Source organism: Blastococcus litoris, from assembly GCF_003075095.1.
Taxonomy (GTDB): domain Bacteria; phylum Actinomycetota; class Actinomycetes; order Mycobacteriales; family Geodermatophilaceae; genus Blastococcus_B; species Blastococcus_B litoris.
Genome location: NZ_QCZF01000007.1, coordinates 40,086 through 60,895, shown reverse-complemented (window position 1 = coordinate 60,895; position 20,810 = coordinate 40,086). Strand labels below are relative to the sequence as shown.

At 73.1% G+C, this 20,810-nt stretch carries 20 protein-coding genes and 1 tRNA gene; 8 read left to right on the top strand and 13 right to left on the bottom strand.

Annotated elements, in window-relative coordinates; genetic code table 11:
* Positions 1-159 precede the first annotated feature (159 nt).
* Both DCS98_RS15780 and DCS98_RS15775 read left to right on the top strand, forming a co-directional pair.
* Positions 160-969, top strand: coding sequence for an esterase/lipase family protein (locus DCS98_RS15780; RefSeq protein ID WP_116452343.1), 810 nt, complete (start codon positions 160-162; stop codon positions 967-969).
* A gap of 44 nt (positions 970-1,013) precedes the next feature.
* Entirely contained in the window at positions 1,014-1,202 is a 189-nt protein-coding gene (locus DCS98_RS15775; RefSeq protein ID WP_116452342.1) for a hypothetical protein, read from the top strand.
* Positions 1,203-1,214: 12 nt separating this feature from the next.
* Here the strand turns inward: DCS98_RS15775 and DCS98_RS15770 are convergent, their stop codons facing one another.
* The 4 genes from DCS98_RS15770 to DCS98_RS15755 all read right to left on the bottom strand — a co-directional run bounded on the left by DCS98_RS15770 (position 1,215) and on the right by DCS98_RS15755 (position 3,401).
* Entirely contained in the window at positions 1,215-2,306 is a 1,092-nt protein-coding gene (locus DCS98_RS15770) for a hypothetical protein (RefSeq protein WP_116452341.1), read from the bottom strand.
* A 56-nt stretch (positions 2,307-2,362) separates the two neighbouring features.
* Positions 2,363-2,437: transfer RNA gene (locus tag DCS98_RS15765), tRNA-Val, on the bottom strand.
* A 34-nt stretch (positions 2,438-2,471) separates the two neighbouring features.
* Complete coding sequence (locus DCS98_RS15760; protein ID WP_116452340.1) at positions 2,472-2,933, bottom strand: peroxiredoxin; 462 nt, start codon at positions 2,931-2,933, stop codon at positions 2,472-2,474.
* Positions 2,934-2,981: 48 nt separating this feature from the next.
* Positions 2,982-3,401, bottom strand: coding sequence for a DUF3052 domain-containing protein (locus DCS98_RS15755; protein WP_116452339.1), 420 nt, complete (start codon positions 3,399-3,401; stop codon positions 2,982-2,984).
* A gap of 415 nt (positions 3,402-3,816) precedes the next feature.
* Between DCS98_RS15755 and aceE the strand changes: the two genes are divergently transcribed.
* Positions 3,817-6,624, top strand: coding sequence for a pyruvate dehydrogenase (acetyl-transferring), homodimeric type (gene aceE, locus DCS98_RS15750; protein ID WP_116452338.1), 2,808 nt, complete (start codon positions 3,817-3,819; stop codon positions 6,622-6,624).
* 49 nt (positions 6,625-6,673) lie between these two features.
* On the opposite strand, the gene DCS98_RS15745 is transcribed toward aceE, so the two are convergent.
* The 6 genes from DCS98_RS15745 to DCS98_RS15720 form a co-directional block, all read right to left on the bottom strand.
* Complete coding sequence (locus DCS98_RS15745) at positions 6,674-7,174, bottom strand: DUF2231 domain-containing protein (protein WP_116452337.1); 501 nt, start codon at positions 7,172-7,174, stop codon at positions 6,674-6,676.
* A gap of 136 nt (positions 7,175-7,310) precedes the next feature.
* On the bottom strand, positions 7,311-8,714 hold the full coding sequence (locus tag DCS98_RS15740; RefSeq protein ID WP_116452336.1) for a GH1 family beta-glucosidase: 1,404 nt from the start codon (positions 8,712-8,714) through the stop codon (positions 7,311-7,313).
* A 70-nt stretch (positions 8,715-8,784) separates the two neighbouring features.
* The gene (locus DCS98_RS15735; RefSeq protein WP_116452335.1) at positions 8,785-9,882 is read right to left on the bottom strand and encodes an ABC transporter ATP-binding protein; all 1,098 of its coding nucleotides are present in this window, start codon (positions 9,880-9,882) and stop codon (positions 8,785-8,787) included.
* A gap of 58 nt (positions 9,883-9,940) precedes the next feature.
* Entirely contained in the window at positions 9,941-10,834 is an 894-nt protein-coding gene (locus DCS98_RS15730) for a carbohydrate ABC transporter permease (RefSeq protein ID WP_116452334.1), read from the bottom strand.
* A gap of 9 nt (positions 10,835-10,843) precedes the next feature.
* Positions 10,844-11,821, bottom strand: a complete 978-nt coding sequence (locus DCS98_RS15725) for a carbohydrate ABC transporter permease (protein WP_116452333.1) — start codon at positions 11,819-11,821, stop codon at positions 10,844-10,846.
* 115 nt (positions 11,822-11,936) lie between these two features.
* Complete coding sequence (locus DCS98_RS15720) at positions 11,937-13,253, bottom strand: ABC transporter substrate-binding protein (RefSeq protein WP_116452332.1); 1,317 nt, start codon at positions 13,251-13,253, stop codon at positions 11,937-11,939.
* Positions 13,254-13,445: 192 nt separating this feature from the next.
* On the opposite strand from DCS98_RS15720, the gene DCS98_RS15715 reads away from it, so the two are divergent.
* The gene (locus DCS98_RS15715; protein ID WP_116452331.1) at positions 13,446-14,474 is read left to right on the top strand and encodes a LacI family DNA-binding transcriptional regulator; all 1,029 of its coding nucleotides are present in this window, start codon (positions 13,446-13,448) and stop codon (positions 14,472-14,474) included.
* Here DCS98_RS15715 and DCS98_RS15710 read toward each other — a convergent pair.
* From DCS98_RS15710 to DCS98_RS15700, 3 genes are read right to left on the bottom strand one after another with little or no spacing between them, the layout of a single operon-like run.
* Positions 14,471-15,676, bottom strand: a complete 1,206-nt coding sequence (locus tag DCS98_RS15710; protein ID WP_116452508.1) for a M20 metallopeptidase family protein — start codon at positions 15,674-15,676, stop codon at positions 14,471-14,473. The genes DCS98_RS15715 and DCS98_RS15710 overlap by 4 nt on opposite strands.
* A gap of 11 nt (positions 15,677-15,687) precedes the next feature.
* A complete protein-coding gene (locus tag DCS98_RS15705) occupies positions 15,688-16,233 on the bottom strand; it encodes a pirin family protein (RefSeq protein ID WP_116452330.1) in 546 nt (181 codons plus the stop codon).
* On the bottom strand, positions 16,230-16,925 hold the full coding sequence (locus tag DCS98_RS15700; protein WP_241038103.1) for a phosphatase PAP2 family protein: 696 nt from the start codon (positions 16,923-16,925) through the stop codon (positions 16,230-16,232). Before DCS98_RS15700 ends, DCS98_RS15705 begins: the two co-directional genes overlap by 4 nt.
* A 56-nt stretch (positions 16,926-16,981) precedes the next feature.
* Here DCS98_RS15700 and DCS98_RS15695 point away from each other — a divergent pair, with 56 nt between their 5' ends.
* The 4 genes from DCS98_RS15695 to DCS98_RS15680 all read left to right on the top strand — a co-directional run bounded on the left by DCS98_RS15695 (position 16,982) and on the right by DCS98_RS15680 (position 20,786).
* Positions 16,982-18,151 (top strand): PucR family transcriptional regulator, encoded by a 1,170-nt coding sequence (locus tag DCS98_RS15695; RefSeq protein WP_241038101.1) that lies wholly within the window; start codon positions 16,982-16,984, stop codon positions 18,149-18,151.
* Positions 18,152-18,242: 91 nt separating this feature from the next.
* Positions 18,243-19,493 carry an acyltransferase domain-containing protein gene (locus DCS98_RS15690; RefSeq protein ID WP_338070214.1) on the top strand — a complete coding sequence of 417 codons (1,251 nt, stop codon included), beginning with the start codon at positions 18,243-18,245 and terminating at the stop codon, positions 19,491-19,493.
* On the top strand, positions 19,490-20,455 hold the full coding sequence (locus DCS98_RS15685) for a beta-ketoacyl-ACP synthase III (RefSeq protein WP_116452327.1): 966 nt from the start codon (positions 19,490-19,492) through the stop codon (positions 20,453-20,455). Before DCS98_RS15690 ends, DCS98_RS15685 begins: the two co-directional genes overlap by 4 nt.
* Positions 20,456-20,540: 85 nt before the next feature.
* Positions 20,541-20,786, top strand: coding sequence for an acyl carrier protein (locus DCS98_RS15680; protein ID WP_097185612.1), 246 nt, complete (start codon positions 20,541-20,543; stop codon positions 20,784-20,786).
* The last annotated feature ends 24 nt before the right edge of the window (positions 20,787-20,810 follow it).

Sequence of the window (20,810 nt, the reverse complement as noted above, 5' to 3'; positions counted from 1 at the left end):
TGTGACGTGCCAACGCCCCTAAACCCGGAACGTGAACGGCTGATATGACTCAGGACACATTTGAGCAACATCTGCCTGCGTATGTGGTGGACGAGGTGTGAGCCAGGTCCCACATTGGTACACGTCGGTACCAACGATGGTCGGCAGCAGGAGGACGACGTGTCAGCACGGCAGGACGACGGACCCGCACTCCCGCTGTACCTGACGGAACCGGGGCGCGCGGTGGGCGACTTCGGCCTGTACCTGGCCGCGAAGCCGCTGATGTCGCGCCTCCCCCGCGGCGACGGCCACCCCGTGCTGGTGCTGCCCGGACTGCTGGCCGACGACATCTCCACCCGTGCGCTGCGCGCGGTGCTCCGCCGGCTCGGCTACGACGCGCACGGCTGGGGCCTGGGCCGCAACATCGGCCCGACGGCGGCCTGCGTGAAGGGCACCCGCGACCTGCTCGACCACCTCGCCGACAAGCACCAGCGCCCGGTCTCGCTGATCGGCTGGAGCCTGGGCGGCATCTTCGCCCGCGACCTGGCCCGCCGCTCCCCCGAGTCGGTACGCCAGGTGATCACCCTCGGCAGCCCGTTCCGGCTCGCGCGGCACAGCCAGAGCCGGGCGACGAAGGTCTTCGACCGCTTCTCGCACCTGCACGTCGAGCACCGCACGTTGCCGCTGGAGTCGGAGAACACGCCGCTGGCGGTGCCGGCGACGTCGATCTACTCGCACTACGACGGCATCGTGCACTGGAGCACGTGCCTGGACACCCCCGGCGAGCGCTGCGAGAACATCGCCGTGATGGCCAGCCACCTGGGCCTCGGTCACCACCCCGCCTCGCTGTGGGCGGTCACCGACCGGCTGGCGCAGCGCGAGGGCACCTGGAAGCCGTTCAAGGCCCCGCTCTTCCTGCGCCCGGCCTTCCCGAGGCCCGCGCAGCCCTCCGCCGCGGACCCGGTCGCGGCGCACGGCACCGCCGCCTGAGCCCTCCGCCGGGGGCATCGGCGGCCACGGCTACCGTGGGATGCATGCCGCTGATCTCGCACTGGGGTGGCCCCCGGCACGGTGAGGTCGACGAGGTGCCCGCCGACCAGCTCGCCTCGTCCGTCCTCGTGTACGACGGACCCCGGTGGTTCGGCGTCTACCAGCGCTTCGAGCCGCCCCAGGTCCAGGAGACCGCGCAGGGCCCGGCCGAGGTGTGGGTCGTCCGCGAGTAGCCGCCTCCCCCGTCAGGTCGGCCGGTCGGCGGGTGCCCGCTCCTCGCCCAGGACGGCGCGCAGTCCCAGCAGCGCGAGCGGGATCGCCGCCGGGAAGGCGAGGAACCAGACCCGCGCCAGGTTGCTGGCGATCAGGAACGGGATGACGAACGCCACCGGGATCAGCCAGTACAGGTTGCGCGGCAGCGCCCCGAGCCGGCGGTTGCGGACCAGCCCCACCACGAGCAGCAGGCCGGTGGCGCCGAAGGTCAGCGCCAGTTCGCGCAGGGTGCTCGGCAGCCCCGAGGCGCTCGAGACGTCGACGAGCTGCCGCTCCATCCGGTCCAGGTTGTAGGCGTAGCCGTCCGTGGTCGGCGCCAGCACGAACCGGAACAGCAGGTAGCCGAGCACCCCCGGCACGAAGCAGGCGAGCTGGCGCAGGCGCGTCGCCCGGGGTGCCGCGACGACCAGGACCAGCAACACGGCGATCACCGTCGTCTCCCGCACGAACATGCCGACGGTCGCGACCACGAGCAGCAGCCGGTGCTTGCGCGCCACGATGGCGTAGGCGGCGCCCGCGAGGACGGCGTGGCTCCACGCGTCGGTGAGCACCACCCCGCCGAAGCGCAGGACCGGCCAGGTGGCGAGGAAGAGCAGGGCGCCGGTGAACCCCTCCTGCGCCGAGAAGCCGAACCGGCGGAGGAAGTTGCACATCGCCCATGCGGCGAGGGCCAGGCCGATCATGTTCAGGACGGCGAAGGTGGCCTGCACGTCGCCGGCCTCCGGGCGCTCCCCCAGGTGCAGCCACACGTGGGCCAGGAACGGCACGACGACGCGGTAGCGGAAGGGCTTCTCGATGCCGTCGAGGTCACCGGTGAGGGCCATCCGCGCGTAGGCGGCGGAGTCGCCGTCGTCGCCGCCGGTCGCGGGGTCGTCGATGTCGAACTCGCGGAAGCCCACGTAGACGATCGGGGCCGCCGCGAGGAGGAAGGTGAGCAGGAGCAGCCCCTGGTGCCGGCACCACCGGAGCACCGCGTGCCGGCGCGTGGTGCCCGTGGCACCGCGCTGCGGGCGGGCAGGCGGTTCGTCGGGGGACGGCCTCGGACGGGCCTCGGTGTCGGTCATCGCCCGTGGGCATACCCCGCAGGGGTGGGGGCGGAAGCGCTCGCGGCGGCTTTCCGTGGTGGGCGCGGCAGGGATCGAACCTGCGACCGCTCGCTTGTAAGGCGAGAGCTCTCCCGCTGAGCTACGCGCCCCGCGCGCCCGGAGTGGTCGACCCCGGGCGGCAGGTCAGGCGGCGAGCTTACCGACGGCGTCCTTCCAGCCCGACTGCTCGCGGACGTCACCGGGCGAGTTGACCTCGGCGAAGGCGATCTTCCCCTCGGCGTCGACCAGGAAGGTGGCGCGCAGGGCCATGCCCGCCTTGTCGTTGAACGCGCCGTACGCCTGGGCGGTGGCACCGTGCGGCCAGAAGTCCGACAGCAGCGGGAAGTCGAACCCCTCCGCCTCGCGGAAGGCCTTGAGGCTGAAGACCGGGTCGGTGCTGACGGCGAGGACCCGCACGCCGGCGTCGGTGTAGACCGCCAGCTCGTCGCGCAGCTGGCAGAGCTCGCCGGTGCACAGCCCGGAGAAGGCGAAGGGGTAGAAGACGACGAGGACGGGCGTCCCGCGCAGGTCGGCGAGGGACACGACCTGCTTGTCCTGGTCGGGGAGGCTGAACTCGGGCGCGACGTCGCCGACGGAGAGGGTCATGGCCCGATCGTGCCTGACGTCCCCTCGCGGCCCCGCGCGAGGGTGGCGTCAGCGGCGGGAGCGGGCCGCCTTCGGGGTGACCAGCCGGATGCCCGACCAGTCCTTGGCCGCCGAGATGCTGCTCGTCTGCGACAGGCCCGCGGTGGGGGCGACCTCGGTGACGTCGCCGGGCTCGACGTGCCCGGGCCGGCCCGACTTCGGGACCAGCAGCCACACCACGCCCTCGTCGGCGAGGGACGTGATCGCGTCGGTCAGCGCGTCGAAGAGGTCACCGTCGTCCTCGCGCCACCAGAGGACGACGACGTCGGCCACCTCGTCGGTGTCCTCGTCGACCATCTCGCCGCCCGACACCTCGATGATGGCGTCGCGCAGGTCCTCGTCGGCGTCCTCGTCCCAACCGAGCTCCTGCACGACCATGCCCGGCTTGATGCCCAGCCGGGCCGCCATGCCGGTGCTGTCGACGCTCATCCCTGCTGATCCTCCATGGAGTGGCCTGCTGCTGACCGGTGGTGGGGTGGATGGTGCCCTGTGCGGGCGCCGAACGCGCGCGGACGCGACACGGTCACCGGTCCGCGTCGTCCGGGAGACCGGAGGCGCCGCGGGCTGCGTCGGCGCGCAGGACGCACGCGACGGACACGACCGGCGGGCGGCTTCCCCGCAGCCTGGTCATGTCACCCCTCTCGTTCCCCGACGTCCCCGTGGCCGGGACGTCCGGTCACGCTGTGCGGAGCCGCTCCAGCGAGCCACCGCTGGCGGAAGCGTAGGGCATGGCGGCCCTGACGCAAGCCGCGCGCGGCGGGCGCACCCCCCGCGCGAGCGCGACTCGGCACACAACCCGCGGGTAGGCGTGACGATCATGGGCCCGACGCGAGACGATGGACACATGAGCGCACCGCAGCAGTCGGACGGCGACCCCGCCCGCGACGCCGGCACGCCCCGCGCGGTCATCACCGACGGGCTGCCGAGCCAACTCCCCGACACCGATCCCGACGAGACCCAGGAGTGGCTGGACTCCCTCGACGCCGTCGTCGACAACGCCGGCCGTGAACGAGCCCGCTACGTGATGCTGCGGCTGCTCGAGCGCAGCCGCGAGCAGCAGGTGGGCGTCCCCGCGCTGCGGAGCACCGACTACATCAACACGATCCCGCCCACGCGCGAGCCGTGGTTCCCCGGCGACGAGCACGTCGAGCGCCGCATCCGCGCCTACATCCGGTGGAACGCCGCGATCATGGTGCACCGCGCCCAGCGGCCCGGGATCGCCGTCGGCGGGCACATCTCCTCCTACGCCTCCTCCGCCTCCCTCTACGAGGTCGGCTTCAACCACTTCTTCCGCGGCAAGGACCACCCCGGCGGCGGCGACCAGATCTGGTTCCAGGGCCACGCCTCCCCCGGCATCTACGCCCGCGCGTTCCTCGAGGGCCGGCTGAGCGAGCAGCAGCTCGACGGCTTCCGCCAGGAGGTCAGCCACCCCGGCGGCGGCCTGTCGTCCTACCCGCACCCGCGGCTCATGCCGGACTTCTGGGAGTTCCCCACCGTCTCGATGGGTCTCGGCCCGCTCAACGCCATCTACCAGGCGCGGTTCAACCGCTACCTGCACGACCGCGGGGTCAAGGACACCTCGGACCAGCACGTCTGGGCCTTCCTCGGCGACGGCGAGATGGACGAGCCCGAGTCGCTGGGCGCGATCGGCCTCGCGGCGCGCGAGGAGCTGGACAACCTGACCTTCGTCGTCAACTGCAACCTGCAGCGGCTCGACGGCCCGGTGCGCGGCAACGGCAAGGTCATCCAGGAGCTGGAGTCGTTCTTCCGCGGCGCCGGCTGGAACGTCATCAAGGTGATCTGGGGCCGCGAGTGGGACACGCTGCTCTCGGCCGACCGCGACGGCGCGCTGGTCAACCTGATGAACCAGACGCCGGACGGCGACTACCAGACCTACAAGGCCGAGGACGGCGCCTTCGTCCGCGAGCACTTCTTCGGCCGCGACCCGCGCACCCGCAAGCTGGTCGAGGGCATGAGCGACAAGGAGATCTGGAACCTCTCCCGCGGCGGGCACGACTACCGCAAGGTCTACGCGGCGTTCAAGGCGGCGCAGGAGCACAAGGGCCAGCCGACGGTCATCCTCGCCAAGACCATCAAGGGCTGGACGCTGGGCAGCCACTTCGAGGGCCGCAACTCCACGCACCAGATGAAGAAGCTGACCGCCGAGGACCTCAAGCTCTTCCGCGACCGGCTCTACCTGGACATCCCCGACTCGGCGCTGGACAAGACCCTGCCGCCCTACTACAAGCCGCAGCCGGGCTCCGACGAGCTGGAGTACATGCTCGAGCGGCGTCGGCAGCTGGGCGGGGCGGTCCCCCGCCGACGGTCGGAGGCCAAGACGCTCAAGGCTCCCGACGACAAGGCCCTGGAGGTCCTGCGGCGCGGCTCGGGGAAGCAGGAGGTGGCGACGACGATGGCGTTCGTCCGCCTGCTCAAGGAGCTGCTCAAGGACAAGGAGCTCGGCCCGCGCTTCGTGCCGATCATCCCGGACGAGGCCCGCACCTTCGGGCTGGACAGCCTCTTCTCCAGCCACAAGATCTACAACCCGGCCGGCCAGCGCTACACCTCGGTCGACCGCGAGCTGATGCTGGCCTACAAGGAGTCCGAGCAGGGCGTGATCCTGCACGAGGGCATCAACGAGGCGGGCTCCACCGCGTCGTTCACCGCCGTCGGCTCCTCGTACGCCACGCACGGCGAGCCGATGATCCCGATCTACATCTTCTACTCGATGTTCGGGTTCCAGCGGACCGGTGACGGGTTCTGGGCGGCCGCCGACCAGATGACCCGCGGCTTCATCCTGGGCGCCACCGCCGGGCGGACGACGCTCAACGGCGAGGGCCTCCAGCACGAGGACGGGCACTCGCTGCTGCTCGCGCACACCAACCCCGCGGTGGTGTCCTACGACCCGGCGTTCTCCTTCGAGGTCGCCCACATCACCCGCGACGCCCTCGTCCGCATGTACGGCGACGACCCCGGCTCACCTCTGGGCGGGCACCGCTCGCCGGACGTCATGTACTACCTGACGGTCTACAACGAGCCGTTCGTCCAGCCGGCCGAGCCGGAGGACCTGGACGTGCAGGGCCTGCTCGCCGGCATGTACCGCTACGCCGAGGGCCCGCAGGCCGACGGCGCGCAGAAGGCGCAGATCCTCGCCTCCGGCGTCGCCGTCCCGTGGGCGCTGCGGGCGCAGCAGCTGCTCGCGGACGACTGGAACGTCTCGGCCGACGTCTGGTCGGTGACCTCGTGGGGCGAGCTGCGCCGGCAGGCCGACGCGGTGGCCGAGCACAACCTCCTGCACCCGGAGGAGGAGCCGCAGGTCCCCTACGTCACCTCGCGGCTGCAGGAGGCGGAGGGCCCGGTCGTCGCGGTGTCGGACTGGATGCGCTCGGTCCCCGACCTGATCGCGCCGTACGCGCCGCACGGCATGCAGTCGCTGGGCACCGACGGGTTCGGTCTCTCCGACACCCGCCCGGCGCTGCGCCGGCACTTCCACGTCGACGCCGAGTCGATCGTGGTGCGGACGCTGGCCTCGCTCGCCGACTGGGGCCGGATCGACCGCTCGGTCGTCCGCGAGGCGGTCGAGAAGTACCAGGTCCGCGACGTCCAGGCCGCCCCGACCGACGAGCGGAGCGACCCCAGCCCGGCGACCTGAGTTGGTGAGGGCCCGGGACCGCGGGGATCCGCGGTCCCGGGCCCTCCCGTCAGTCGTCGTCGCCACCGCCCGCGGGGCTCGCGTGCACGACGTCGTCCCAGGTGGCCTGGGCCCCGGCGTGACCCACCCGGACGATCTGCTGGACCGTCCCGGCGGCAGCGACGACGGCGAGCACCGCCGCGACGGCGGGGAGCCAGCGCGGCGGGCCGGACCGGCCGGGACCCATCCGCCGGCGGTCGAGCAGCCAGAGGCCGACGGCGACCGCGAACAGCCCGATCGCCCACGGAAGCATGCCGTCGGCGAGCGCTGCATGCCGCTCGACGAGTGCGTTCTCGCCGACCATCTCCTCGAGACCCTCACCGCTCTCCGTCGACAGGGGTACGAGCACGAGCGCCGCTCCTGCGAGGAGCGGCGTTCCGATGCCGAGCCGCCGCCGGGCGGCCGGCCAGAACGCGTGCAGCAGGACGGCGAGGGCCGCCAGGGGCAGGAACACCACCGTGGCGTGGACCAGGATCGCGTGGGTCGGGAGTCCGAAGACCGTCTCGGGCATGGGCAGCTCCGCGGGCTCGGTGATGGGTGCCCGTAGTTCCGCAGCCCGGCCTGTGGATCCGCTGGATGCGCGGTGCGAATCCCCTGGAGAGAGGGAGGACCGGCGGCGGAGGCCCCCTGCGCCGCCGGCCCTCTTCTCAGCCCTCCTGCGCCTGCCGGTGGCGCCGGAGGATGTCGGCGTACGCGCGCCCGCTGTCCTTCACGGTGCGGCGCTGCGTCCCGTAGTCGACGTGCACCAGCCCGAACCGCTGGGCGTAGCCGCGGGCCCACTCGTAGTTGTCCAGCAACGACCAGGCGAAGTACCCGCGCACGTCGGCTCCCTTCGCGACGGCATCGGTGACCGCCGCGAGGTGCCGCACCAGGTAGTCGCTGCGCTCCGGGTCGTGGACGGCGCCGTCCTCCGCCGGCTCGTCGGGCCAGGCCGAGCCGTTCTCGGTGACCACCAGCGGCAGGCCCGGCGCCTCCTCCCCCAGCCACAGCAGCAGCCGGGTGAACGCGTCCGGGCTGATGCCCCAGCCCATGGTGGTGGTCGGCCCCTCCGGGTCGAGCTCCACCACGTCCTCGGCGCCGATGAAGGAGGTCGGCCGGTCGGGCGACCGCACGCCCACCCGCACCGTCGACTCGAAGTAGTAGTTGACCCCGAGCCAGTCCAGCGGCGCGGAGATGACCTCGAGGTCGCCGTCCTCGACGGGCAGCGGCGCACCCGCTGCCTCCAGGTCGGCGACGACGTCGGCCGGGTAGGCGCCGTGCACGATCGGCTCGAGGAACATCCGGTTCTGCTGGCCGTCGAGCCGGCGGGCGGCGTCGACGTCCTCGGGCCGGTCGGTGGCCGGGGTCATCGGCGTGAAGTTGAGGGTGACGCCGAGGTGGTCGGCCCCCCGCTCGCGCAGCACCTGCGTCGCCAGACCGTGGCCGAGCAGCAGGTGGTGGGTGGCTCGCGCGGCGGCGACGGGGTTCCGCTCCCCCGGTGCGTGCTGACCCGACATGTGCCCGAGCAGCGCGCTGCACATCGGCTCGTTCAGCGTCGACCAGTGGCGCACGCGGTCGCCCAGCGCGTCGTGCACGACGCCGGCGTAGTCCGCGAACCGCGCGGCGGTGTCCCGGGCGGTCCAGCCGCCACGGTCCTGCAGCGCCTGCGGCAGGTCCCAGTGGTAGAGGGTCAGCCACGGGTCGATGCCGGCGCCCAGCAGCTCGTCGACCAGGCGGCGGTAGAAGTCCAGCCCCCGCTGCTCGACCCGGCCGGCTCCCTCGGGCAGCACCCGCGACCAGGCGACCGAGAAGCGGTACGCCGACAGCCCGAGCTCGGCCATCAGCGCGACGTCCTGCGGGTAGCGGGTGTAGTGCTCGACCGCGACGTCGCCGGTGTGCCCCTCGAAGGTGCGACCGGGGGTGTGGCTGAAGGTGTCCCAGATGGAGGGGCCGCGGCCGTCGGCGTCCACCGCACCCTCGATCTGGTACGCGGCGGTCGCCGCGCCGAAGGTGAAGCCGGGCGGGAAGGTCAGCCCGGCGGCGAGCTCCGGTCGGACGTCGGTCGAGGTCATGGGCGCAGTGCTCCTTGGCATGGGGAGGAACGCCGGCGGCGCCGGCGGAGGAGGAGGAAGGGGTCCGCGCCTAGTCGACGCGGGCCTGGGAGGTGGGGTCGAAGACGTGCAGGTCGGCCTCCGGCACCCGCAGCCAGAGGGTCGCGCCGATGTCGGGCGCCCGGCGCGGCTCGACGCGGACGACGACGTCGGAGGTGTGCAGCGGGTCGTCGGTCTCCCGCGCCAGCGTCGCGTAGAGGTAGGCGTCGGACCCGAGCTGCTCCACGACGTTCACCGTCACCGGGAGACCGCCACCGGCCTCGCCGACCTGCAGGCATTCCGGCCGGAACCCGACGGTGACCCGCCCCGTGCCCGCCGACGCCCGGGCCAGCCGGTCCCGCGGGACGGGCAGCACCGCCGTCCCCAGCCGGACGCCGCCGTCGACGGCCTCCCCGGTGAGGATGTTCATCGCCGGCGAGCCGATGAACCCGGCGACGAAGACGTTGGCCGGCCGCTCGTACAGCGCCGCGGGGGTGTCGCACTGCAGGAGCAGGCCGTCCTTGAGCACCGCCACACGGTCGCCCATCGTCATGGCCTCGACCTGGTCGTGGGTGACGTACACCGTCGTCGTCCCGAGCCGGCGCTGGAGCGCCGCGATCTGGGTGCGGGTCTGCACCCGCAGCTTGGCGTCGAGGTTGGACAGCGGCTCGTCCATCAGGAACACCTGCGGGTCCCGGACGATCGCCCGCCCCATGGCGACCCGCTGGCGCTGGCCGCCGGAGAGCGCCTTCGGGCGCCGCTGCAGGTAGTCCTCGAGGTCGAGGACCTTCGCCGCCTCGGCGACGCGGCGGGCGATCTCGTCCTTGCGCACGCCGGCGAGCTTGAGCGCGAAGCCCATGTTCTCCTCGACCGTCATGTGCGGGTAGAGCGCGTAGTTCTGGAAGACCATCGCGATGTCCCGCTGCTTGGGCGGCTCGTCGGTGACGTCGCGGTCGCCGATGCGGATCGCCCCCGAGTCGACCTCCTCCAGCCCGGCGAGCATCCGCAGGGAGGTGGACTTCCCGCAGCCGGACGGGCCGACGAGGACGAGGAACTCGCCGTCGGCGATCTCCAGGTCGAGCGCGTCGACGGCGGGCCGGTCGGCCTTCGGGTAGATGCGGGTGGCCGCGTCGAACGTCACGGTCGCCATGGGTGGGGCCCCTCTCCGGGCACGGGCGCGAACGGGATGGAGCCGGCGGAGGAGGCGGTCATCCCTTGACCGCGCCCTGCATGATGCCGCCGACGATCTGCTTGCCGAGGACGGCGAAGACGATCAGGACGGGGAGCGTGCCGAGCAGGGTGCCGGCCATGATCACGCCGCGCTGGGGCACGTAGCCCGAGCCCAGCCCGGCCAGGGCGACCTGCACGGTGGGGTTCTGCTGGGTCAGCGCGATGATCGGCCAGAAGAACTCGTTCCAGGCGGTGAGGAACGTGAGCATCGCCAGCACCGCCATGGCCGGCCGGGCCACCGGCAGCACGATCGACCAGAAGATCCGGAAGGTCGACGCGCCGTCCACGCGACCGGCTTCCAGGAGCTCGGTGGGCAGCGCGTTGACCAGGTACTGGCGCATGAAGAACACGCCGAAGGCGCTGACCAGCGTCGGCAGCACCACGGCCTGCAGCTGGTTCACCCACTGCAGCTCGGCGATCATCATGAACAGCGGGATGACCGCCAGCTGGGTCGGCACCATCATCGTGCCGACGACGAGCGCCAGCAGCAGACCGCGGCCGCGGAACTGCAGCTTCGCGAAGGCGAAACCGGCGAGGGTGCAGAAGAGCACCGTGCCGACGGTGATGGCGCCGGACACGATCACCGAGTTGACGATCGCCAGCCCGATGGGCGCCTGGTCCAGCGCCCGCCCGAAGTTCTCGAACAGGCTGGCGTTCGGCAGGAACGGGGGCGGCGTCGCCGCGATCTCGGCGTTGGAGTGGGAGCCCGCGACGAGCGTCCAGTACAGCGGGAAGATCGACACCAGCGCCGACAGCGTCAGCAGCGCGTAGGTGACCGGACCGGCCCGGCCGGCCCGCCGGCTCTTGCCTGCCCGCCGGCCGGTGGCCGGCTGGGTGACGTCGGTGCTCCCCGGGAGCGCGATGGTTGCCATGTCCGGCCCCTACCGTTCGGCCCGGGCGCGGAGACGCCCGACCAGGGCGTAGATCCCCACGATCACCAGGATGATCATGAACATGGTCCAGGCGGTCGTGGCCGCCTGACCGATGTGGAAGTTCCGCCAGCCCTGCTGGTACATCAGCAGCCCGAGGGTCTGGTACTGGCCGCGCGAGCCCCCGCTGGTCATCCCGTCGCCGGCGAACAGCAGCGGCTCGCCGAACAGCTGCACCGCGCCGATCGTCGAGACGATGATCGTGAAGAGGATGGTGGGCCGCAGCGACGGGATCGTCACGTGCAGGAACTGCTTCCACCGGCTGGCGCCGTCCATCTCCGCGGCCTCGTACAGCTCGTTGGGGATCGACTGCATGGCGGCGAGGTAGATCAGCGCGTTGTAGCCCGTCCACCGCCAGGTGACGATCACCGCGATGGCGATCTGGCTGCTCCAGGTGCCGCTCTCCCAGTCGATGCGGTCCAGGCCCACCGCCTCGAGGGCGGTGTTGATCAGCCCGTAGTCGCGGCCGAAGAGCTGGGCGAACACGAGGGTCGCGGCGGCGATGCTGGTGGCGTAGGGCATCAGCATCACGGTCCGGAAGAAGGTCCGGCCGCGGAGCTTGTAGTTCAGCAGGTGTGCCAGGCCCAGGGCCATGCACAGCTGCGGGACCGTCGAGATGATCCCGATCGTCAGGGTGTTGCGGGCGGCGTTCCAGAAGAACTCGCTCTGCAGCAGGTTCCGGTAGTTCTCCAGGCCGACGAACTCGCCTCCGCCGATGTCGGACAGGCTCGTCCGGTGCAGGGACACCCAGGCGGTGTAGACGAAGGGGTAGAGGCTGAACGCCCCGAAGACGAGGAAGAACGGGGCCACGTAGGCGTAGCCCCAGCGGTTCTGGGACAGCCGCCTCCGCCGGCGGCGGGCGGGGGCCGCGGGCTCGGGCGGCGGCGCGGCGACCGCCGCTGTCCGCGGGGTCTCGCTGGCGATGGTCATGCGGGCCTCGGCGGTTCTGTGGGGGCGGGCGGGGAGAAGGCCGGACGGTGCAGGTGCCCGGGAGCGGGAGTCGCTCCCGGGCACCGCGTCCGTCATCGGCTGCCGGGCTCGGGGCTCAGCCGCCGACTGCCTGCTGCGCCGTCTGGAGCGCGTTGTCGAACGCCTCGTCCGGGTCCGTCCCGGACGTCGCGATGTCGGTCAGTGCCGTGGTGAAGGCCTCCTGGATCTGGGTGTCGTAGGGGCCGATCGGCGTCCGCCGGATGCTCGCCGCCGCCTCGCCGAAGATCTGGCCGGTCGGAGCGCCGCTGAAGTACTCGTTCACCGCGTCGACGACCTCCGGGTCCTCGGCCGCCTGGGGGCTGGAGGGGAAGTGCGCGGTGCGGGTGAAGAGCTTCACCTGCTGCTCCGGAGCGGTCAGCCACTCCGCGAGCTCCTTGGCCTCCTCGACGTGCTCGCCGTTGGCGGGGACGCCGAGCCACGAGCCGCCCCAGTTGCTGGCGGACTCGTCCGCGCCGGGCAGGGGCGCGATGTCCCAGAGGCCGGCGCCTTCGTCACCCATCTGCGAGTTGATGTAGCCGAGCATCCAGGCGGGGCAGGCGATGGTCGCGAACGCGCCGTTGGAGAAGGCGGCGTTCCACTCGTCACCGAACTGGGTGAGGTTGGCGGTCAGCCCCTCGGCGGCCGCCTGGCTGGCGTAGCTCCACGCCGACTCCACGCCGTCGCTCTCGCCGGGGATCGGGTTGCCGTCCTCGTCGTTGTAGGCGAGCTCGCCCTGGTAGACCGAGGAGGAGAAGACGCTGGCCGGGCTGTCGACCCAGGCGCTGTCGGCCTGCTTGCCGGGAGCGGCCGCGTACTGCCGGCCGGCGTCGAGGTAGCTCTCCCAGTCCGGCCAGAGGTCGCCGACCTGCTCGCGGTCGGTGGGCAGGCCCGCCTGCTCGAAGAGGTCCTTGCGGTAGCACATCGCCTGCGGGCCCGAGTCGGTCCCGAGGCCGACGACCTTGCCGTCCTCGGAGCTGGCCTGGCCCCACTTCCAGTCGTAGAAGTTGCCCTCGAGCTCGTCGGCGTCGTCCTCCTGGCTCCAGTCGACGAAGGCGTCGGCGTGGTTGCGGACGACGTCGGCGATGAACCCGATCTCCAGCCCCTGGATGTCGGCGAGGCCCGAGCCGGCCGCCAGGCGGGTCTGCAGCGCCTGGTAGTACGCCGCGGACTGGGCCACGGCGGTCTGCTCGATCGTGATGTTCGGGTGGAGCTCCATGTACTCGTCGTAGAGCCCGGCGTTGTCGAAGTCGAACGTGCCGAACAACCCGACGGTGAGCGTGATCTGGTCGTCGGATCCGCCTCCGGCGTCGTCGTCGGACCCACCGCACGCGGCGGTCAGCAGCAGGACGGCGAGCGCCGCCGAGGCTGCTCTGCCCCTCGCGGACACAGACATCAGAGACCTCCTGGTCATCGGCCGACCACCGCGTCGATCGCCTGCCGAGGCTTGGTGTGAGAACGCTCTCACGGGTGATGCGGCACAGAGTGGTAGCGGTCACACTCGGCTGTCAAGGGGTCTCGTGAAAACGCTTCCACGCCGTTACCGTGACCTCGGCACGCACCCCCGCGTCCCAGGAGAGGAGTCCGCATGAGTGCCACCGGCGCCCGCCCCGGGACGGCGACGCTCGACGAGGTCGCGGTGCTCGCGGGGGTCTCGCGGGCCACCGTCTCCCGGGTCATCAACGACTCGCCGCGGGTCAGCCCGGAGGCGCGGCAGGCCGTGCAGGCCGCCGTCGACACCCTGCGATACGTCCCCAACCGGATGGCCCGCAGCCTGGTCACCCGGCGGACCGACACCATCGCGCTGGTGCTCTCGGAGTCCAACACCCAGGTCTTCTCCGACCCGTTCTTCGCCAGCATCGTGCGCGGGCTCTCCGCCCGGCTCGCCGACACCGACCTCAACCTGGTGCTGCTGGCCGCCCGCGACCGGCGGGAGCAGGAGAAGATCGGCCGCTACGTGCGACAGGGCCACGTCGACGGCGTGATCCTGATGTCCCTGCACAGCGACGACGCCCTGCCCGAGATCCTGGCCGGGTCGCACGTCCCGCTGGTGCTCTCCGGGCGCCCGCTGGACGGCCGGCCGGTCTGCTACGTCGACGCCGACAACCTCGGCGGCGCCACGGCGGCCACCCGGCACCTGATCACGCAGGGCCGGTCCCGCATCGCCACCATCACCGGGCCGATGGACATGGTCGCCGGCCAGGACCGCTACGCGGGCTTCCGCGCCGCGGTCCAGGAGGCGGGCCACCGGCTCGACCAGGACCTCGTCGAGGCCGGCGACTTCACCGAGGCGGGCGGGGTGCGGGCCATGACCGCGCTGCTGGAGCGGTGCCCCGACATCGACGCCGTCTTCGCGGCTTCCGACGTCATGGCGGCCGGCGCCCTGCGCGCGCTGCGCACGGCCGGGCGGCAGGTCCCCGACGACGTCGCGGTCGTCGGCTTCGACGACGCGGCGATCGCGCAGGCGTGCGATCCGCCGCTGACCACCGTCGCCCAGCCGCTCGAGGACATGACCTCGCTCATGGTCGACCTGCTCCTGCGCCGCATCGAGGAGGGCGACGACGACGTCCAGGCCCGGGTCTGCGACACCCGGCTGGTCGTGCGCGGCTCCGCCTAGCCGGCCAGGGCCCGCAGGGCCATCCGCGCGTAGAGCGCCACCCCGGCCGGGAGCGGCTCCTCGTCGAACACCACCAGGTTGGAGTGGTTGGCCGGCGCGGTCGCCGGGTCCAGCCCGGGCGGGCACGCCCCCAGCCACGCCATGGCGCCGGGCACCCGCTGCAGCACGTAGGAGAAGTCCTCGGCCCCCATCAGCGGGGCCGGCGACAGCGTGCTCGCGCGGTCGCCGAGCAGGTCCCGCGCCTCGTCGAGGACGGCCGCGGCGGCCTGCGGGTCGTTGACCGTGACCGGGTAGCCCTCCTCGTGCTCGAACTCGACCTCGAGGTCGTGCGCGGCGCCGATGTGCGTGGCCACCCGCCGGACCGAGGCGACGACGTCGGCCCGCCGCTCGGGCGACAGCGTGCGGATGGTGCCCTCGAGGAAGGCGCTGTCCGGGATGACGTTGTTCGTCGACCCGGCCGCGATGTGCGCGACGGTGACCACGGCCGGGTCGAAGACGTCCACCCGGCGGGTCACCATCGACTGGAGCGCCAGCACGATCTCGGCGGCCACCGGGATCGGGTCGGCGGCGGCCGCCGGCTCCGAGGCGTGGCCGCCGCGGCCCTTGACCGTCATCCGCCACTGGTCGGCGGCGGCCATCATCGGGCCCGGCCGCACGTTGACGCTCCCGCTCTCCAGCGTCGAGGAGATGTGCAGGGCGAACGCGCCGCTGACCGGCGCCTCGGGGACGACGTCGAGCAGCCCCTCCTCGAGCATGTAGCGGGCGCCGTGGAAGCCCTCCTCCCCCGGCTGGACCATGAAGACCACCTGCCCGGTGAGCTCGTCGCGGCGCTCGGCCAGCAGGCGGGCGGCGCCGAGCAGCATCGCGACGTGCGTGTCGTGCCCGCAGGCGTGCATGGCGCCGGGGTGCTCGGAGGCGAAGGGCAGCCCGGTGTCCTCCTGCACGGGCAGCGCGTCCATGTCGCCGCGCAGCAGGTACGTCGGCCCCGGCCGGGCACCGCGCAGGACCGCCACCACCGAGCTCGTCGACGTCCCCGTCGTGATCTCGACCGGGAGGTCGGCGAGCGCCTCGAGGACGAGCTCCTGGGTGCGCGGCAGGTGCAGCCCGATCTCCGGGCACCGGTGCAGCCGGCGACGCAGGTCGATGGTGCGGTCGGCGTCGGTGTACGCGGCGGACAGCAGATCGGCGGCGGAGCTCGGCATGCGCCCCACTCTCACACAGCCCAGGCGGGCCTCGCCGTCTCCAGCTGCCACACCAGGACCGCTCCAGGACCCTCGACCCGGCGACCGGGCTGCTGCTCCACCAGCACCTCGTCGCGGCCCCGCCGGACCAGCAGGCCGGGCGGCACGTCGACGTCCTCCCCCGGTCCGGGCCAGGCCACCCACAGGCGGGCGTCGGGCCGGTGGAGGTCCACCCAGCCGGAGGCGGCGCGGTGCACCTCGTGGCCGGGCCCGGCGGCCGGATCGGCGCTGCGCAGGTAGCACTGCAGCACCCGCGCGCCGTCCGGTCCGGCCACCTCGTCGTGCGCCAGGCCGGCCCCCGCGCGCAGCACGGCGACGTCGCCCGCGGCCATCTGGGCGCCGTCGCCCCACCGGTGGTGCAGCGACCCGGCGAGGACGAGGGCCACGACGTCGACCGCCCGGTGCTCGTGGCGGCCGTAGCCGGCGAGCGGGTCGAGCCGGTCGTCGGCCACGCGCAGCAGCGGACCGAGCGAGCCGTCGTCGGGAGCGAGGACGACCCGCTGCTCGAAACCGGTCACCGGAGCGCCGCCCGACCACCGGGGAAGGCGCCGAAGAGCAGGGCCGTGCCGAGCACCCAGGCCAGCCCGAACGACCAGCCGCCGACGACGTCGGACAGGTAGTGCACGCCCAGCCACATGCGGGTGAGCCCGACGAGCAGCACCAGCGCGACGCCGCCGGCCAGCGACCACCACCGGGCGCGCGGGCTCAGCAACGGCCAGGCGAGCACCAGCGCGACGGCGACGAGCGCCACGATCCCCGAGGAGTGGCCGCTCGGGAAGCTCAGCGAGTCGTACCGGGCCCCGCCGTGCTCGAACGGCGGGCGCACCCGGCCGAAGTAGTCCTTGAGCAGCGCGGTCAGCGGGGCGACGAGCACGACGGCGGTCACCACCCAGGCGCTCGTCCGCCAGAGCCGCTGCCGGAGCAGCCAGACCAGCACCGGGACGAAGACGAGCAAGCGCACCCAGGACAGCCCCGGTGCCGTCAGCACCTCGAGCAGGCCGTCGAGGGCGCCGGCCCGGTCGTCGCCGGCGTACAGGGCCTCGCTGACCGTCGCGTCCAGCCGCAGGAGCGGCTCGTACCCGCTGCGCACGGCAGCGCCCAGCAACGCCAGCACGACGAGGCAGACCACGACGCAACCCACGGTGATCCCCGTGGGAGCGGACGACCGCGTACGGGTGACCGCCACGGCGCCGTCCGGGGGAACCTCCACGCGCCCACTCTCCCTGACGCCGCCTCCCGTGACACGCTGGCCGGGTGAGGAGCCGGGTGAGCAACCGCCCGCCGTCCGAGGCCACGATCCGGCGGCTGGAGCGCTCCTCGGGTGCGCTCGCGACCCGCGCCGTCGCCCGCATGGACGAGCAGCTCCCCTGGTTCCGGGCCATGCCCGCCGACCGCAGGTCCTGGGTCACGCTCGTGGCGCAGGCCGGCATCGCCTCCCTCGTCGAGTGGTGCCGCAACCCCGGCCGCCCGCCGCGGCTCACCGGCGAGGTCTTCGGCGCAGCACCCCGCGAGCTGGTCCGGGTGGTTGCCCTCAAGCAGACGGTCGACCTGATCCAGGTGACCGTCGACGTGCTCGAGGACCACGTCGCCACGATGGCCGAGCCCGGTGACGAGGACGCGCTGCACATGGCGGTCCTGCAGTTCAGCCGCGAGGTGGCGTTCGCGACGGCGCACGTCTACGCCAGCTTCGCGGAGAACCGCGGCGCCTGGGACGCCCGGCTGGAGGCGCTGGTCGTCGACGCCCTCGTCCGGGGCGAGCGGTCGGAGGAGCTGTCGGGCCGGGCCGCGGCCCTGGGCTGGGCGACCAGCACGCCGGTCGTCGTGGTGGTCGGCGCGACGCCGACCGGGGTGGACGACCCGCACGCCGCCGTGCGCCGGGCCGCGAGGTCGATGGGCAGCGAGGTGCTCGTCGGGGTGCACGCCGAGCAGCTGGTCGTCGTCCTCGGCCGGACCGACGACCTGGACGAGGTCGCCGAGCGGATCAGCGACGAGTTCGGCGAGGGACCCGTGGTCGCCGGGCCGGTCGTGGACGGGCTCGGGCGCGCCGGCGAGTCGGCGGCGGCCGCGCTCGCCGGCCTGCGGGCCGCGGCCGCCTGGCCCGAGGCGCCGCGCCCGGTGACGGCCGACGCGCTGCTCGCCGAGCGCGCGCTGGACGGCGACCCGCTGGCCCGCGCCGCGCTGGACGAGCGCGTCGCCGCACCCCTGCGCGCCGCGGGCGGGGAGGTGCTCGAGACGGTCCGCGCGGTGCTCAGCAGCGGCGGCAACCTGGAGGCCAGCGCCCGGGCGATCTTCGTGCACCCGAACACCGTCAGGTACCGGCTGAAGCGGGCCGCGGAGCTCACCGGCGTCTCGGTCACCGACCCCCGGGGCAGCTGGACCCTCCAGGTGGCACTGGCCCTCGCGCAGCTGGACCGCGAGCGCTCGCTCTGGCACTGAATAGGTGTGAGTTCACCAGCCGGACACGTCCAGGAGCCGTGACGGGGTGCGGTCTTTGGAGGATTCCTCCAAAGATCAGCGGTGTGCTTTCGTGCCGAACCGAGGCCCGCGCCGAGATGATCACTGGCACGGTGGAGGCGTGCTGGCCGTCCTCGCCCCCGGACAGGGTGCGCAGAAACCCGGAATGCTCACCGACTGGCTCGACCTCCCCGGCGCGGAATCGTTCTTCCGGTGGGCCGGGGCCATCGCCGACGCCGACCTCCTGACGCTCGGGACGACGGGCGACGCCGAGGCGATCAAGGACACCGCGGTCACCCAGCCGCTGGTCGTGGCGATGAGCCTGTTCGTCGCCCGCGAGCTCGGCGGCCTGCCGGGACCGGTGAACCACAGCCCGCACGCCGGCCGCGACGTCGTCATCACCGGGCACAGCGTCGGCGAGCTCACCGCGGCCGCCCTGGCCGGCGTCCTCTCCGTCGAGGCGGCGATCGCGCTGACCGCGGTCCGCGGCCGGGCCATGGCCGCTGCCTGCGCCCAGACGCCGACCGGCATGTCCGCCGTCCTCGGCGGTGACCCCGACGAGGTGCTGGCGGCGATCGAGAAGCACGGCCTGAGCCCGGCGAACATGAACGGTGCCGGCCAGATCGTGGCCGCGGGCTCCCTCGACGGGCTGGCCGACCTCAAGGCGGACCCGCCCGCGAAGGCGCGGATCATGCCGCTGTCGGTGGCCGGCGCCTTCCACACCGGCTACATGGCCTCCGCGCGCACCGAGCTCGAGGGCCTCGTCGGCGGCCTGCGGCCGGCCGAGCCCAGCCGGCTGCTGCTCTCCAACGCCGACGGGTCCGCCGTGGGCTCCGGCGCCGAGGCGCTCTCCCGCCTGGTCAGCCAGGTGACCAGCCCGGTGCGCTTCGACTCGTGCCTGGCCACGATGCGCGAGCTCGGCGTCACCGCGGTCATCGAGCTGCCGCCCGCCGGCGCGCTCGCCGGCCTCGCGAAGCGGGAGTGGAAGGGGGCCGGCATCGAGATCCTCGCGCTGACCGGCCCGGCCGACCTCGACCGCGCCCGCGAGCTGATCGACGCCGAGCGCGGCCGCGCCGAGGCCGAGCACCTGCCCGACTGGCGGGTCGTCGTCTCCCCCGTCCGCGGCACCGTCTCCCCGGCCGAGGTGGCCGAGGGCACCCACCTGCCCGCCGGCACCCCGCTCGGCCTCATCCGCAGCCGCCGGGAAGAGGTCCACGTCTCGGCCGGCTACGACGGGGTACTGGCCGAGTGGCTCGTCCACGAGGGCGACCTCGTGGACGCCGGCGACCCGATCGCGCGTCTCTACCCGGAGGTCTCCGAATGAACATCCAGCTGGCCTCCGGCGCGCCGGGCGCGCGCATCCTCGGGCTGGGCGCCTACCGGCCCCGCCGGCGGGTGACCAACGACGAGCTCGCCCAGGTCATGGACACCAACGACGAGTGGATCCAGACGCGCGTCGGCATCGCCGAGCGCCGCTGGGCCTCCGACGACGAGACGCTCGTCGAGATGGCGGTCGCGGCCGGCGGCAAGGCGATCGCCGCCAGCGGCCTGTCCCCCGACGAGATCGACCTGGTGATCGTGGCCAGCGCGAGCCTGCGCGCCCCCATCCCGGGCATCGGCCCGCAGGTCGCCCACCGGCTGGGCACCGGCCGCCCCGGCGCGTTCGACCTCAACGCCGGGTGCGCCGGGTTCTGCTACGCGCTCGGCGTGGTCGCCGACAGCATCCGCGCCGGCTCCGCCCGGAACGCGCTGGTCGTCGGCGTCGAGCGGCTCACCGACGTCACCGACCAGACCGACCGCTCCACCGCGGTGATCTTCGCCGACGGCGCGGGCGCCGCCGTCGTCGGCGCCTCCGACGAGCCCGGCATCGGCCCGGTGGCCTGGGGCAGCGACGGCGACCAGTACAGCGCCATCGAGATCGCCGCCGGCCGCTCGACGATGACCATGGCCGGGCAGGCCGTGTACCGGTGGGCGACGACGAAGCTCACCGCGACGCTGGTCGAGGCGATGGAGAAGGCGGGCGTCGGCCCGGCCGACATCGACGTCTTCGCCCCCCACCAGGCCAACCTGCGGATCGTCGAGTCGATGACCAAGCGGCTCGGCTTCCCCGAGAGCACCGTCGTCGCCCGCGACATCGTCCAGTCCGGCAACACCTCGGCGGCCTCGATCCCGCTGGCGCTGACCGCGCTGATCGAGTCCGGCGAGGCCAGGTCCGGCGACCTGGCGCTCGTGCTCGGCTACGGCGCCGGGCTGACCTTCGCCGGCCAGGTGCTCGTCCTGCCCTGACCCCACCGACTGCCGGGACACGCGTCCCGGACGACGACGGCGGGCCGCTCGGCCCGGCGTCACCATCCGAGAGAGAGGACCCCGCGTGCCCAGCACCGCAGACATCCAGGCCGGTCTCGCCGAAATCCTGGAGGAGGTCGCCGGTGTGACCCCCGCCGACGCCACCCCCGAGAAGTCCTTCACCGACGACCTCGACGTCGACTCGCTGTCGATGGTCGAGATCGCCACCGCCGTCGAGGACAAGTTCGGCGTCGCGATCCCCGACGACGAGCTGGGCAACATCAAGACCGTCGGCGACGCGATCAGCTACATCGAGAAGAACCAGGGCTGACGCAGCACCCCCCGGCCGTCCGGC

Coding starts and splice junctions, on each gene's coding strand:
- DCS98_RS15745 (WP_116452337.1), bottom strand. CDS start 7,174: ATGCCCGAGACGGTCTTCGGACTCCCGACCCACGCGATCCTGGTCCAC.
- DCS98_RS15760 (WP_116452340.1), bottom strand. CDS start 2,933: ATGACCCTCTCCGTCGGCGACGTCGCGCCCGAGTTCAGCCTCCCCGAC.
- DCS98_RS15755 (WP_116452339.1), bottom strand. CDS start 3,401: ATGAGCGTCGACAGCACCGGCATGGCGGCCCGGCTGGGCATCAAGCCG.
- DCS98_RS15730 (WP_116452334.1), bottom strand. CDS start 10,834: ATGGCAACCATCGCGCTCCCGGGGAGCACCGACGTCACCCAGCCGGCC.
- DCS98_RS15710 (WP_116452508.1), bottom strand. CDS start 15,676: ATGCCGAGCTCCGCCGCCGATCTGCTGTCCGCCGCGTACACCGACGCC.
- DCS98_RS15775 (WP_116452342.1), top strand. CDS start 1,014: ATGCCGCTGATCTCGCACTGGGGTGGCCCCCGGCACGGTGAGGTCGAC.
- DCS98_RS15685 (WP_116452327.1), top strand. CDS start 19,490: ATGAACATCCAGCTGGCCTCCGGCGCGCCGGGCGCGCGCATCCTCGGG.
- aceE (WP_116452338.1), top strand. CDS start 3,817: ATGAGCGCACCGCAGCAGTCGGACGGCGACCCCGCCCGCGACGCCGGC.
- DCS98_RS15720 (WP_116452332.1), bottom strand. CDS start 13,253: ATGTCTGTGTCCGCGAGGGGCAGAGCAGCCTCGGCGGCGCTCGCCGTC.
- DCS98_RS15715 (WP_116452331.1), top strand. CDS start 13,446: ATGAGTGCCACCGGCGCCCGCCCCGGGACGGCGACGCTCGACGAGGTC.
- DCS98_RS15770 (WP_116452341.1), bottom strand. CDS start 2,306: ATGACCGACACCGAGGCCCGTCCGAGGCCGTCCCCCGACGAACCGCCT.
- DCS98_RS15740 (WP_116452336.1), bottom strand. CDS start 8,714: ATGACCTCGACCGACGTCCGACCGGAGCTCGCCGCCGGGCTGACCTTC.
- DCS98_RS15735 (WP_116452335.1), bottom strand. CDS start 9,882: ATGGCGACCGTGACGTTCGACGCGGCCACCCGCATCTACCCGAAGGCC.
- DCS98_RS15725 (WP_116452333.1), bottom strand. CDS start 11,821: ATGACCATCGCCAGCGAGACCCCGCGGACAGCGGCGGTCGCCGCGCCG.